Annotated in this window: 14 protein-coding genes; 8 read left to right on the forward strand and 6 right to left on the reverse strand. The window is 42.9% G+C overall.

The annotated features are described in order from the left end of the window. Positions 1 to 10: 10 nt before the first annotated feature. The 4 genes from trkA to def are packed head-to-tail and all read right to left on the reverse strand — an operon-like array spanning position 11 to position 4,249. Positions 11 to 1,390: a Trk system potassium transporter TrkA gene (gene trkA / locus AB9H30_RS14210; RefSeq protein WP_371195354.1), complete on the reverse strand. Its 1,380-nt coding sequence runs from the start codon at positions 1,388 to 1,390 to the stop codon at positions 11 to 13. 33 nt (positions 1,391 to 1,423) lie between these two features. Continuing rightward, on the reverse strand, positions 1,424 to 2,785 hold the full coding sequence (gene rsmB, locus AB9H30_RS14215; protein WP_371195355.1) for a 16S rRNA (cytosine(967)-C(5))-methyltransferase RsmB: 1,362 nt from the start codon (positions 2,783 to 2,785) through the stop codon (positions 1,424 to 1,426). Further along, on the reverse strand, positions 2,786 to 3,712 hold the full coding sequence (gene fmt / locus AB9H30_RS14220) for a methionyl-tRNA formyltransferase (RefSeq protein WP_371195356.1): 927 nt from the start codon (positions 3,710 to 3,712) through the stop codon (positions 2,786 to 2,788). Positions 3,713 to 3,736: 24 nt separating this feature from the next. Further along, complete coding sequence (def, locus tag AB9H30_RS14225; RefSeq protein WP_371195357.1) at positions 3,737 to 4,249, reverse strand: peptide deformylase; 513 nt, start codon at positions 4,247 to 4,249, stop codon at positions 3,737 to 3,739. Positions 4,250 to 4,460: 211 nt separating this feature from the next. Between def and AB9H30_RS14230 the strand changes: the two genes are divergently transcribed. From AB9H30_RS14230 to aroE, 8 genes are all read left to right on the forward strand, one after another. Further along, on the forward strand, positions 4,461 to 5,561 hold the full coding sequence (locus tag AB9H30_RS14230) for a LysM peptidoglycan-binding domain-containing protein (protein ID WP_371195358.1): 1,101 nt from the start codon (positions 4,461 to 4,463) through the stop codon (positions 5,559 to 5,561). Between the two features lie 23 nt (positions 5,562 to 5,584). Beyond that, on the forward strand, positions 5,585 to 6,721 hold the full coding sequence (gene dprA / locus AB9H30_RS14235; protein ID WP_371195359.1) for a DNA-processing protein DprA: 1,137 nt from the start codon (positions 5,585 to 5,587) through the stop codon (positions 6,719 to 6,721). A 2-nt stretch (positions 6,722 to 6,723) separates the two neighbouring features. Next, on the forward strand, positions 6,724 to 7,203 hold the full coding sequence (locus AB9H30_RS14240) for a DUF494 family protein (RefSeq protein ID WP_371195360.1): 480 nt from the start codon (positions 6,724 to 6,726) through the stop codon (positions 7,201 to 7,203). 6 nt (positions 7,204 to 7,209) lie between these two features. Then, a complete protein-coding gene (locus tag AB9H30_RS14245; RefSeq protein WP_371195361.1) occupies positions 7,210 to 7,785 on the forward strand; it encodes a topoisomerase DNA-binding C4 zinc finger domain-containing protein in 576 nt (191 codons plus the stop codon). Between the two features lie 14 nt (positions 7,786 to 7,799). Then, a complete protein-coding gene (locus AB9H30_RS14250) occupies positions 7,800 to 8,354 on the forward strand; it encodes a Sua5/YciO/YrdC/YwlC family protein (protein WP_371195362.1) in 555 nt (184 codons plus the stop codon). After that, entirely contained in the window at positions 8,351 to 9,280 is a 930-nt protein-coding gene (hemF, locus tag AB9H30_RS14255) for an oxygen-dependent coproporphyrinogen oxidase (protein WP_371195363.1), read from the forward strand. Before AB9H30_RS14250 ends, hemF begins: the two co-directional genes overlap by 4 nt. A 256-nt stretch (positions 9,281 to 9,536) precedes the next feature. Beyond that, on the forward strand, positions 9,537 to 10,244 hold the full coding sequence (locus AB9H30_RS14260) for an OmpW family outer membrane protein (protein WP_371195364.1): 708 nt from the start codon (positions 9,537 to 9,539) through the stop codon (positions 10,242 to 10,244). Positions 10,245 to 10,374: 130 nt separating this feature from the next. Next, positions 10,375 to 11,250: a shikimate dehydrogenase gene (gene aroE, locus AB9H30_RS14265; RefSeq protein ID WP_371195365.1), complete on the forward strand. Its 876-nt coding sequence runs from the start codon at positions 10,375 to 10,377 to the stop codon at positions 11,248 to 11,250. 40 nt (positions 11,251 to 11,290) lie between these two features. Here aroE and AB9H30_RS14270 read toward each other — a convergent pair whose 3' ends face one another. Then, positions 11,291 to 11,833, reverse strand: a complete 543-nt coding sequence (locus tag AB9H30_RS14270) for a gamma carbonic anhydrase family protein (RefSeq protein WP_371195366.1) — start codon at positions 11,831 to 11,833, stop codon at positions 11,291 to 11,293. Positions 11,834 to 11,895: 62 nt separating this feature from the next. Then, positions 11,896 to 12,516, reverse strand: coding sequence for a LysE family translocator (locus AB9H30_RS14275; protein WP_371195367.1), 621 nt, complete (start codon positions 12,514 to 12,516; stop codon positions 11,896 to 11,898). Between the last annotated feature and the right edge of the window lie 410 nt (positions 12,517 to 12,926).

Here is a 12,926-nt window from a genome sequence, read left to right on the forward strand (position 1 = left end):
AAAGCTCCGTTTATCCAAAAAATAGAGCGCTAGGTTGAAACAGTTTTTCGACGTCCCAAATAAACTTTTTGTCGACTAAGAACAAAATTACATGGTCATTCGCCTGAATAACAGTATCGCTGTGGGCTATGATGACCTCGTCCTTGCGCACAATCGCTCCGATGGTCGTGCCCGGCGGTAGTTTAATATCTTGTATTTGTTTGCCTACGACTTTCGATGTTGACTCGTCGCCATGAGCAATTGCTTCAATTGCTTCTGCTGCTCCTCTGCGAAGTGAGTGAACGTTCACTATATCTCCACGCCTTACATGAGTAAGCAGTGCTGAGATGGTTGCCTGCTGTGGCGAAAATGCAATATCAATATCTCCGCCTTGTACAAGGTCGACATAAGCGCTGCGCTGGATCAACACCATGGCTTTTTGCGCGCCCATGCGTTTAGCTAACATTGCTGACATAATATTGGCTTCGTCGTCATTGGTGACGGCGATAAATGCATCTACTTGCTCAACATTTTCTTCAGACAATAAAGAGGCATCAGATGCGTCACCTTGAAATACAATTGCTTTGTCTAACACGGTAGATAAGTATTGTGCTCGTTCGGCGTTGTACTCAATCAGTTTGACATTATGTTTATGTTCAAGTCGTTTGGCCAAGCCAGCGCCTATCAGTCCGCCGCCAGCAATCATAATGCGTTTGTAGCTAGATTCGAGTTTTTGCAGCTCACTCATAACCGCGCGGATATGCTTGGTATCAGCAATAAAGAATACTTCATCGTCAGCTTCGATAACGGTCGACCCCAGCGGCCGAATTGGTCGTCCGCGACGATATATCGCGGCTACTCGGGTATCTACATTGGGCATGTGCTCTTTCAATGCAGATAGGGCATGACCAACCAATAAACCCCCGTAGTAAGCCTTCACTGCCACCAAACTAGCCTTTCCGTCAGCAAATTCAACGACCTGCAGTGCACCGGGATAATCAATTAAGCGTTTAATTGCGGTGGTAACCAGTTGTTCAGGCGCAATAAGGTGGTCTACTGGAATATCTTGATGTTTGTAAAGCTGCTCTTGATAAATAATATATTGTTCTGAGCGTACTCGAGCGATTTTGGTGGGCGTCTTAAATAAACTATAGGCGACCTGACAGGCCATCATATTGCTTTCGTCGCTATTGGTTACAGCGATCAGCATGTCGGCATCTTCCGCACCAGCTTTTTTCAAAATGTCGGGGTGTGAGCCAATGCCGCAAACCACTTGCAGGTCAAGGCGGTTCTGCAAAGCTTCTAATATTGTTAAATCAGAATCGATAACGGTGATTTCGTTTTTTTCACCAACAAGGTTCTCAGCGAGAGTGCCGCCAACCTGTCCTGCGCCTATGATAATGATTTTCATCGTGTTGCTCTTTATTATTCCGCTAATCTTAGCTTACGTTGACTTTAGCAGTCTCGCGTAAAAGAAACCATCCATGTTTTGTTCTCCAGGTAATATTTGCCAGCCCTGTAGGTAGTCTTTGTCACCATGTTCAATGGGTATAAGTTTCGCCTCAGGATGCGCCGCCAAAAACCTAAGAATTTGCTCGGTATTTTCTTGAGGCAAAATAGAGCATGTCGCATATAGCAACAGGCCCCCGGGCTTTAACGCTCCCCAAGTAGATTCTAATATTTGCGATTGCAGCTGGGTTAGGACCTCAATGTCTTTCGCTTTACGATGCCACTTTATGTCGGGATGTCGTCTTATTACGCCGGTGGCTGAGCATGGCGCATCTAACAAAATTTTGTCAAATTGAGGGAGCGTTTTAAAGCTGAGTGGGTTGCTTGCATCGGCGTTGATGATCTGTAGTTTGTCGCCTAAACGCTGACTATGTCCAAGGCGTGCTAAGTTTTCGTAAGTGCGGGCGTTTCGCTGCTCAGCGCTATCCATTGCGAAAATCGCCTCAAGATCTGGGCAAGCTTCAATAATCGCTGCGGTTTTGCCGCCTGGCGCTGCACATGCGTCTAACACTATGTCATTTGCCTGTAAGTTTAATAAGCCTGCAGCGTGCTGCGCCGCAAGGTCTTGTACAGAAAACCCACCTTCGTCAAAAAGAGGCAGACCCGTGACATCAGCATATCGCTCTAATTTAACTGCAAACGGAGGATAGGTTTGATGGGCAATTTGTTGCTCTGTTAGCACTTCGCTATAGTCTAAGAGGCTTATAACAAAAGGATTTACTCGCAACCATAACGGTGGTTTGTTTTGCATCGCATCGCAAATTGATGTGAGCTGTTCAGGGTATGCAATGACTAGTTGTTTATAGAGCCATTTAGGCAAGTTTGCAATAACGTGTGGCTCGCTTGATGTCTGTTCAACAAGTTTTTCGCGGTCGAAGTTTCTTAGCACTGCATTGACTAATCCGCTTAACTGCGGCTGCTTCAGTATTTTGCTGGCATTTACCGTCTCGGATACAGCTGCATGAGAAGATGTTCGCATGAATGCTTGTTGAAATAAGCCAATCATGATCACGTGCTCAATGATTTTTTGTTGTTTCTTTAAGGGTGATTTTAATAGATGGCGAAGCCAGCTTTGTAACGTGGGTAGCACTCTTAGGACCCCAAATACGGTTTCTTGCAGCCAGGCTCGGTCTTGAGCTTTGTGATGACGTTCAAATATCATTGGCATGACTTCTCTTGATGATAATCCGAGTTCCAATATTTGCATGAGCGCCCAGGCCGCATCGGCTCTTAATTGCGGTGGATGTCTCAATACCAATTTAACTTGAGCAGAAGATTGTAGATTGTGTGAAGGCATCTAAAGCTCGCTGCCAGAAACAAATTGATTTGGATTACCGTTCACGAGTTGATTGATTGCTTGTGCTTTTTTGCCAGGCATTTGCAAACTGGTGATACGTAATATGCCGTCAGTACACGCTACATCTAGGCCTTCTTTGTCGTATCTAACAATCGTCCCGGCTACTATATTGTGAGCTTGCTCAATTGCCATTGCCTGATGAATTTTGATGTTCTTGTGCTCTGATTCAAACCATGCCATTGGCCATGGGTTAAATGCTCGTACATTTCGGGCGAGTTGATGACAGCTTAACGACCAGTCGCACTTGGCTTCTTCTTTTGATAGTTTTTTAGCATAAGTTGCCGCTGCATCGTCTTGTTTGACAGGCCTTAGGGTCTTGATCTTGCTCAAGCATTCTAAAAGTGTTGCTGGACCAAGTGTCGCAAGCCGCTCGTAGAGGTCTGCAGAAGTTTCCGTATGCAGAATGTCTGTAGATTTCATTAGTAACATCGGGCCGGTGTCTAAACCTTCGTCCATCTGCATAATAGTGACGCCAGTGCTTTTATCGCCCGCCCAAATCGCTCGCTGAATAGGGGCTGCCCCTCGCCATTTTGGCAAGAGTGAACCGTGTACATTAATGCATCCTAATTGAGGAGTATCTAACACTGCTTTTGGAAGTAACAAACCATATGCGACTACCACCATTAGGTCGGCATGATAGTTTTGCAGTTGTCGCAGTGCATCGTCAGATTTTAGGCTTGGCGGTTGCTCTACAGGAATATCGTGTTTTAGGGCTAATAGTTTCACCGCGCTAGGAGTAAGTTTATTGCCACGCCCAGATGGCCTGTCTGGTTGGGTATAAACTGCGATAATATTGTGACCTGCGTGAATCAAAGCCTGCAGATGTGCGGCTGCGAATTCGGGTGTGCCAGCAAAAATTATTTTCATGCTAGCGCTCCAGTCATCAGTAGTCTAGCTCTCACGAGCGGCCAGGCGGGCTTCTTTTTCAAGTTTTTTGCGGATTCTCTCTCTTTTCATCGCCGATAAATAATCTACAAATAATTTACCTTCTAAATGATCAAGTTCATGCTGAATACATATCGCGAGCAAACCGTCTGCTTCAAGTTCAAATGGTTTACCGGTTTTATCCAATGCTTTTACTACAATGTGCTCAGCGCGATCAATTTTTGCGTAATTGTTAGGAACCGATAAGCATCCCTCTTCGCTCACCGTTGTGCCATCTTTGTGGGTAATTTCAGGATTAATGAATACAAGAGGTTCGTTCTGATCTTCGGATACATCCATCACTACAACTCGCTTGTGCACATTCACTTGGGTTGCGGCAAGACCGATACCTTTTTCATCTCGCATCGTCTCAAACATGTCTGCGACGAGGGTTTTAATATCGTTGTTAACTTCCTTAACGGGCTTAGCGACGGTTCGCAAGCGCTCATCTGGAAAGGTTAGTACTTCTAATACAGCCATAAAAACTACTCTTTTAGTCAGTATGTTTATTCATACGGATAACGCACAATGCGTGTTTAATTTCATCGAAAACTTCGTAAGATGCGACGTTACCAGAGATATTATCGCCTCTTAATTACTATTTAAGGTTAATTTTATCAAATTCAAACCGATAACGAATTATACAACAGTCACTTTATTAATAAACTGATATTCGTACAGGAATAGAATCATGCGTCTAAAAAGCCTCATTACGTGCACTCTAGCCATCATCTTGGTGGGCTTAAGTGTTTTCAATTTTGCGCATGCAGATGTGGTAAACATCAGAAACGATGCACCGCAAACTTATGTTGTTAAAAAAGGCGATACGCTTTGGGACATTTCCAGCCTGTTTTTAAATCAGCCCTGGCGATGGCCAGAGCTATGGCGCAATAACACGCAGATTGCCAACCCGCATTTAATATACCCAGGCGATATGTTGCGTTTACGGTGGGAAAACGGCGTACCGATTTTAGAAGTTGTGCGCGACAAACCTTTAATTACCCTAACACCAGAAAGCCGTCGAATTGAAAAACCTTCGCCGATAAATGTGTTGCCGTGGGAAAAAATACAGATGTATATTAACAACGATAGCATCATGTCTGTAGATGATTTTTATGCCTTACCTGCGGTGCTAACCGATCGCGAAGGAAGCTCTCGTTTTGTTGACGAAGACTACATATTAACAAAAGCGATAGCGAATGCTGAAGCCGCTAACTTTGACTCGTTTGAAATTGTTCGCAAAGAGCGCGAAGTCTATGACAGCTTGGGTGCCTTACTAGGAATACAGGTGATTCAGCTTAGCGATGCCGCTTTCTCTACTGATCTTGACAGCACCTATGTCGTCAAAGTGGCACAAAGTATTCGCGAAGTTAAGAAAGGCGATAAACTTCGTCCAGCGATGACATTCAATAACAATGATTTATCTCTGAAAGCGGCAACTCGAGAAAAAGGGGAGTTGGTGTCTAATATTAATGGGAACAACATTATCTCAAAGCACGACGTTGTAATTATTAATATCGGTGCTCGTAAGGTAGACCCAGGCACCGTGTTTGGCATTTATAAGCAAGGCCCAGATGTGCATTATAAAGCTGAGCCAACACGCAGCTCTGATGAAAGTGGCATTAGCTCATTTTTCAATTTTGGGGAGACTATCTCGCAACCGGCGTACAAGGTAGGCGAACTTGTTGTAATACGTGGATTTGAGCATGCTAGCTATGCTTGGGTAACAAAGGCAACTACGCATCTTACTGGCGGTGAAATTATTGCTAGCCCAACGCCTCCAGAAAACTAACATTATGTAAAAGGAACTAATCAATGACCAAGGATTCGGTCTTTCGCAATATTTCATGTACTAATATCAATCAATATTTGCTGCTCGATAGTATCCCCAAAATGGGAATATCGGGCTTGATGCAGACCGCTAGTTTGTATCAATGCGATTTGCTGCAAATACCTCTGTTAAGCAATCAAGATCTCGCTAACGCCGCTTGGAAAAGTGAGCAAATAAGCGCATTGCGTTCACCTCAAGCAAGCTATTTTAAAACAAAGCGCTTAGTCCATGATTGGTTAGACTTATCTGATCAGCATCATTTTGTTACCTTAGATGACGCGCGTTTTCCGCCACTATTAACTGAGCTAAGCCGCCCGCCACTTTTTCTTTTTGTGGCAGGTCAATTGGACATTCTCTTACAGCCTCAGCTTGCTATGATCGGCACTCGAAACCCTAGCCAGTATGCAAAAGAAGTTGTGGATGACTTGGTTAGAGGGATTAGTCAAGAATTGGATGTTGCTATTACCAGTGGTATGGCGCTTGGCATAGATGGCTTAAGTCACCGCGCTAGTTTGCATTATGAGGTTCCCACTATCGCAGTCCTCGGCTGCGGAATCGATAGGGCTTATCCGGCTCGCCATCGGCAGCTGTATTGCGACATTCAACAACATGGTGCGGTTGTCAGCGAGTTTGCGCCGGGCACTGCTCCTCATGCTAGCTTGTTTCCAAGGCGAAATAGAATCATTAGCGGCTTATCCTTAGGCGTATTGGTGGTAGAAGCGAAAATAAAAAGTGGTACGCTCGTTACTACCCGCTATGCATTAGAGCAAAACAAAGAAGTATTTGCGGTACCCAGCGCAATTTACAATCCCAATGCTCAAGGTTGTCACTTCCTTATTAAGTCGGGAGCAAAATTGATTGAAAATGCGGCTGATATTATTGATGAACTGCCTTTTCTGGCAAAACCGGTAAAAACTTCTGATAAAGACCAAAATATTCGCAATCAAGACTTGGCATCTGATCCATTGTTAGATAGTGTTACTTACAGCGCTCAATCAGTTGATCTGATTGCAAAACGCACCGGCATGGCAGTTTCAGAAGTGCTGATAAAATTATTACAATATGAGTTGCGTGGCATTGTAGCCTCAACACCTGAAGGCTACGTTAAATTGAGGGGCTAAACATGTTTGATATCCTCATGTATCTATTTGAAAACTTAGTGCAGAATGAATCAGATATTATGGTTGACCAAGACGAACTAACGGAAGAGTTAATTCGCGCAGGTTTTCACCATGGTGAAATTTATAAAGCATTAGCATGGCTTGAAAAGTTATGCGAATTGCAAACAACAGACGCAAACCCGTACCTGCAATACACTAGCCAGCTTAGCACCACAACGCGGGTTTTTACTTTCGAAGAACAACAGAGGCTAGATACAGAGTCTAGAGGGTTTTTGATGTTCCTAGAGCAGATCAACGTGCTTGACGCTACAACCCGTGAAATGGTCATCGACAGAGTCATGGAGATTGAAGTAAATGAGTTTTGTGTAGTCGATCTAAAATGGGTTGTGCTGATGGTATTGTTTAATGTTCCAGGTAAAGAGCTGGCCTATGAACAAATGGAAGAGTTACTGTTTGAGGCTCCAGAAGGATTATTGCACTAGCTTGGTATGGTTAAAATTAATAACGAGTTATTTGTATCAGCCCATGGTGCAAATCAACTGGCTTATGGTGACTGCCCTAAGTGCCAAGCGCATTTAGCCGTAAAACATGTCGGCAAATCAACGTTTTTAGGTTGCACAGCTTACCCTAACTGTGATTATACCCAATCACTCAGTACTAACGATGTTGCGGTAGTCAAAGAAATGCCCGACAGCCAATGCCCTCAGTGCAGTGCAGCGTTAGCGGTAAAGAAAGGCCGATACGGAATGTTTATTGGTTGTACAAACTTTCCAAGTTGTCACTTTATTTCGAATAATCATTCAGCTAAAAAAACGGCACAATACACCCCGGTTTCTTGTCCTTCCTGTAATAAAGGAACGATTAATAAGAAACAAAACCGGTTTGGAAAGTTTTTTTATGCGTGTGATAATTATCCAAGTTGTAAATTCGTGCTCAATTTAATGCCGATAACGCGACTTTGTGAAAAATGCAATTCAACCATAATGCTTGTTCATGCCAAAGACAAACTTCAGCTAAGCTGCGCTAACGACAAGTGTGACCATCAGCTTACGCTTGAAAAATAGAGACATTATCCACCATGCAATTTGCACCCATTCAGTTTAGGCAAGACTTTGCACAAGGCAAAGTATTTGCGTACCCAACAGAGGCGGTTTTCGGCTTAGGCTGTGATCCCTTAAACGAAGCCGCTGTTTTCGAAATATTAAGATTAAAACAACGACCTGTAGAAAAAGGCATGATTTTAATTGCTCAGAGTATCGAGCAGATTCTGCCTTTTGTCGATTTTGCGAAGCTACAAGAAAGCACTCAACAGAAAGTGATTGATAGTTGGCCTGGCCCGGTCACATGGTTATTGCCTAAATCTCCCCATACACCAAATTTTATTAGTGGTGATTCTAATATGGTCGCGGTTAGGGTAACTAATCACCCATTGGTTCAGCAAATGTGCTGGGCAATTAACGGGCCGCTCGTCTCTACCAGTGCCAACCCCGCCACTGCAGAGCCGGCTAGAAGCGCCGCTCAAGTAACACAGTATTTTGGTGAGCAAGTTGTATTAATTGAAGGGGATTTAGGGCAGCAGAAAACGCCCAGTAAAATCATTCATAGTTTAACCATGGAAACTATCCGCGTATGACAAGTAGCAGTGTGACAGACGTTCAAATCAATACAGTGAAAGCATTTTTACTGCAGTTACAAGACAATATCTGTCAAGCGCTGGCCCTTGCCGACGGTGAGGGTAAATTTACAGAAGATTCTTGGGTGCGCGAAGAAGGCGGAGGGGGTCGCTCTCGAGTGATGAGTAAAGGAGCTGTGATTGAGCAAGGAGGCGTGAATTTTTCGCATGTGTTCGGCTCACAAATGCCGCCTTCCGCAACTGCTGCTAGACCAGAGCTCGCCGGCAGAAACTTTCAAGCAATGGGGGTCTCGCTGGTGATTCACCCTCACTCACCGCTGATTCCAACCTCACATGCCAATGTCCGTTTTTTTATTGCTGAAAAAGAAGGCGAGGAGCCTATTTGGTGGTTTGGAGGTGGGTTTGATTTAACACCTACTTATGTTTTTAAAGAAGACGCTAAACACTGGCATCAAGTCGCTAAGGATTTATGTTTGCCATTTGGTGAGCAAGTGTATGCGAAATATAAAAAATGGTGTGACGAATATTTTTACCTGAAGCACAGAAATGAAACCCGTGGCATTGGTGGTTTGTTTTTCGATGATTTAAACGAATGGGGTTTTGACCAGTCTTTTGCCTTTATGCAGGCTGTTGGTAACGGGTTTATAGATGGGTATGTGCCAATAATAGAAAAGCGTAAAGCTTTGCCGTTTACTGAGCGAGAACGACAATTTCAATTATATCGGCGCGGGCGCTATGTAGAGTTCAATCTTGTTTATGATCGAGGCACATTATTTGGCTTGCAAACAGGCGGGCGCACAGAGTCAATCTTGATGTCGATGCCACCTTTAGCAAGATGGGAGTATGACTATCAGCCCCCGCCAGACTCCCCTGAGGGTAATTTGTATCAATATTTACGGGCGATTGATTGGGTAGGTATCGACTAAAGCTCTACCTTGCGCTTTTTCACATTTGCTATGAGCTGCTTTGCGTTGTGCTCGCTATAAATCAGGTTTTTCCGAGTAATTCACTATATACATTTAGAATATTCGAAATAGCTTGATTTAGATCAACGGTTTAAACGACTAAAATCAAGCATTTATCTAAACTTAATCTAGATCAATATTTTCATTTCTGCGTATCTTACTCTATTGCACAATGTATTTCGTCCAATTTAACTTTAACCAAAATAGTGAGTTCGCAATGAAAAAAACAATACTTTCAACTGCTCTAGTTTCTGCCTTAGCTTTGTCTAGCGTCAATGTATCAGCATTTGAAGCTGGAGATATCGTCGTAAGAGGCGGTTTGACCATGGTTGCCCCTGATGCAAGCAGCACAAACATCTTGGTTGGTGGCGCAAACTTTGCTCTACCTGAAGTTGGTGTGGTTGGTGGTGTAGATGTTGATAATAATACGCAAATCGGTTTGACGGTTTCGTATTTTTTAACAGATAACTGGAACATCGAAGTTCTAGCCGCAACACCGTTCTCTCACGATATCGAGATTTTAGGTGGAACTAAGCTTGCATCTACTAAGCACTTACCTCCTACGGTTACTGCCAACTACTTTTTTGCGGATTCTGATGCAAAATTCCAGCCTTACGTTGGTGTTGGCGTAAACTATACAGTTTTCTTTGATGAAGAATTTGACGATGCAGCAGTAGGTCTTATTCAAGGTTTAGCCGAGGGCGCGACGGTTTCTGATCTTAGCTTAGATGGTTCTTTTGGCCTTGCAGCTCAAGTAGGTGCTGATTTTGAAATATCAGACGGCATGTATTTAAACGCATCCGTTCGATACATTAACATCGAAACCGAAGCAAGCTTCCAAGTAAATGGAGCTGACCTTGGTTCAATTGATACAGTGAAAATTAACCCTTGGGTTTACACTATTTCACTTGGCTACAAATTCTAAAATAAGCTTTTATTTGTATAAACCCTCCGCGAGTTGCAAGCTTGCGGAGGGTTTTTTGTTTACCAGTCAAGCGATCTTAAAAATTTCTGTTCATGCATTACGTGAAAAGCTGCGGTAACATTGTAGCCTGATGTATTTTTTTAAGGTTTCTGTATTGTCCTCTGAGCACCATCAGTCTGCTATTTTACGTGATGCACATGTCGCTTGTGTTTTCGGCAACCCGATTGAACAAAGCAAGTCGCCTATCATTCACGAGCTGTTTGCTAAACAATTTGATATTGCCTTGAACTATCAAAAGCGCTTAGCGGATGTAGATGCCTTTTCTTTATCGGCAGACGCTTTCTTTGCTAATCCTTTAGCAATTGGTGCAAATGTCACTATGCCCTTTAAAGATGACGCACTGAAATGGGTAGATACTCTTTCAAAACAGGCTCGCCGAGCCGGAGCTGTGAATACAATAATTCGAAGTGAGGCAGGTTTCATTGGCGATAATTCAGACGGAATTGGCCTCACTAACGATCTGCGAAATCATAAGGTTGAGCTGTTAGGTGCTAATTTGTTAGTTATAGGCGCTGGTGGCGCAGCAAAAGGCGCATTGCCTGCGCTAATTGATGCCGGTGTTGCTGGTATTAGTTTGTATAACCGCAGTCAAAGCAAAGCGCTTGAACTAATAGAACATAGCAATGGCTATTCGTTTGGTTTAGTAAAGCCATACAAGGCAGGCAAAGAGGTGTTTGATTTGGTTATTAATGCCACTTCATTAAGCTTAAGTGACCAGTTGCCCGAGATACCCGACACGGTTTTCTATGGCAACCCATCTGTTTATGACATGGTGTACAAAAACCAAGAAACGGTATTCTTGCAACATGCTAGGAGTCTGGGATGTGTTAATAGCATAGACGGTTTAGGTATGTTGATTGAGCAAGCTGCACACAGTTTTTACTTGTGGTTTGGATTAAAGCCAAACACAGCGCCGGTATTCAAATATTTACGGGGCGCGATGTAAGTTATGCCTTGCTGATCTTAAATATAGTTGATGTTTTTACTTAACATTCCTGTTCGTTTTGTAAATAGGTGTTTTTTAAAATCACATAATTTTTGGCAGATTGCGCTAAAAATGTAATTTCGTGTGGATGTAATTTTCGTTTCTGTGTGGCGGGGTTGCCTACATACAAAAAGCCGCTCTTTAAGGTTTTGTTCGGTGTGATAAGTGAACCAGCTCCAATCATCACATCGTCTTCGACTATTGCACCATCCATCACAATTGCTCCCATCCCCACAAGTATTCGATTGCCAATTGTGCAACCGTGCAACATACACTTGTGACCTATAGTGACATCATCACCAATGAGCAAAGGAAAACCATCGGGCTTGTTAGCGCTGGGTCGGCTAACATGCAATACGCTGCCGTCTTGAATATTGGTTCTTTTACCAATCCTAATTATATTAACATCACCTCTAGCCGCTACTATTGGCCAAATGCTGCTATCGGTCCCTATTTGAATATCTCCGACCATTACCGCTGAGTCATCTATATAAACAGTTTCATCAAAGCTTGGGTGAATGTTATTAAATGATTTTATTGGCATGCAGTGCATCCTAGTTCTGTTTAGTTACAGCCAAAGCTGCTTGAAATGAAGAGCATAGACGATTATGCAATGGCTAACCAGATACCAACAAAAACAAGTAAGCTTCCGCCAATTCGATTAATCCACTGAGCCTTGTCGCCTTTATTTAATAGCCTGCTTAGTGCCTTCCCGCCGTTCGCGTAGATTAACATGCATACTAACTCACTTAGCATTATTAGTATCACTAACACTGACATTTGAGGTACTAATGCTTTTTCAATATCGAGAAAAGGTGGCAGTAAAGTGATCATAAATGCCCATCCTTTTGGGTTGCCTACCGCGGTTACAAATCCCTTGCTAATTAACAAATGCTTGGCAGGTATATTTGAAAAGCTGTGTGACTCAGAGCTTATTTGAACCTTTGTGAAATAAAGCTGGATACCAAGGTACAATAGGTATAAGCCTCCGAGCCATTTGAAGATGAGAAATACCTTTGGATACTGAAGCATCATGCTAGCAATGCCAATTACAGCCAAAATTGCTACTAAGGCTACACCAATGATCTCCCCTAGCATCATCCACAGTGTTTTTCTAACCCCAATGGTCATGCCTAAGGTCATCGCTAGAGACATGCACAAACCTGGGCTGATAGAGATAAAAAAGAACGTGGGGATAAATATAGCTAGTACAGATAGTTCGGGCATGATGTTGTTTAACTAATTAAGCGTTTAGCGTTGATTCCAATAAGCGAAGTATACTTGTTCATCTCGTAAAATACTCTGTGTATATCTTTGGCATCATTAATCTCTTTTGATAGCCTCGTCATTTTTGTGGCTAGATTTTGCACATATTGATGTAAAAATAAACGTTTAAAATTTTTAAGTATCGTTTTAATTAGAATTTGTCAGCAAGCACTTGATATTGGAACTTTACTGTGTAAAATCCGCCTGCGCTCAAACATGTGCCAACACGAGGATTAATATTAGACAGTGTTGCAAGGTTGAGTGCAGGGGGTGCAAATTAGTTTCTTAGTTTTTGTCACAAAAAACATTTTAAATGTGTTGACAATGAAACTGAAAAGCGTAGTATTCGCATCCCGCTTGAGAGGCAACTC

It is taken from the genome of Glaciecola sp. SC05 (assembly GCF_041380235.1).
Taxonomy (GTDB): domain Bacteria; phylum Pseudomonadota; class Gammaproteobacteria; order Enterobacterales; family Alteromonadaceae; genus Glaciecola.

Bases quoted from the DNA above. Each gene is read 5' to 3' on its own strand.
- trkA (WP_371195354.1), bottom strand. From the start codon at position 1,390: ATGAAAATCATTATCATAGGCGCAGGACAGGTTGGCGGCACTCTCGCT.
- rsmB (WP_371195355.1), bottom strand. From the start codon at position 2,785: ATGCCTTCACACAATCTACAATCTTCTGCTCAAGTTAAATTGGTATTG.
- fmt (WP_371195356.1), bottom strand. From the start codon at position 3,712: ATGAAAATAATTTTTGCTGGCACACCCGAATTCGCAGCCGCACATCTG.
- def (WP_371195357.1), bottom strand. From the start codon at position 4,249: ATGGCTGTATTAGAAGTACTAACCTTTCCAGATGAGCGCTTGCGAACC.
- AB9H30_RS14230 (WP_371195358.1), top strand. From the start codon at position 4,461: ATGCGTCTAAAAAGCCTCATTACGTGCACTCTAGCCATCATCTTGGTG.
- dprA (WP_371195359.1), top strand. From the start codon at position 5,585: ATGACCAAGGATTCGGTCTTTCGCAATATTTCATGTACTAATATCAAT.
- AB9H30_RS14240 (WP_371195360.1), top strand. From the start codon at position 6,724: ATGTTTGATATCCTCATGTATCTATTTGAAAACTTAGTGCAGAATGAA.
- AB9H30_RS14245 (WP_371195361.1), top strand. From the start codon at position 7,210: ATGGTTAAAATTAATAACGAGTTATTTGTATCAGCCCATGGTGCAAAT.
- AB9H30_RS14250 (WP_371195362.1), top strand. From the start codon at position 7,800: ATGCAATTTGCACCCATTCAGTTTAGGCAAGACTTTGCACAAGGCAAA.
- hemF (WP_371195363.1), top strand. From the start codon at position 8,351: ATGACAAGTAGCAGTGTGACAGACGTTCAAATCAATACAGTGAAAGCA.
- AB9H30_RS14260 (WP_371195364.1), top strand. From the start codon at position 9,537: ATGAAAAAAACAATACTTTCAACTGCTCTAGTTTCTGCCTTAGCTTTG.
- aroE (WP_371195365.1), top strand. From the start codon at position 10,375: ATGTATTTTTTTAAGGTTTCTGTATTGTCCTCTGAGCACCATCAGTCT.
- AB9H30_RS14270 (WP_371195366.1), bottom strand. From the start codon at position 11,833: ATGCCAATAAAATCATTTAATAACATTCACCCAAGCTTTGATGAAACT.
- AB9H30_RS14275 (WP_371195367.1), bottom strand. From the start codon at position 12,516: ATGCCCGAACTATCTGTACTAGCTATATTTATCCCCACGTTCTTTTTT.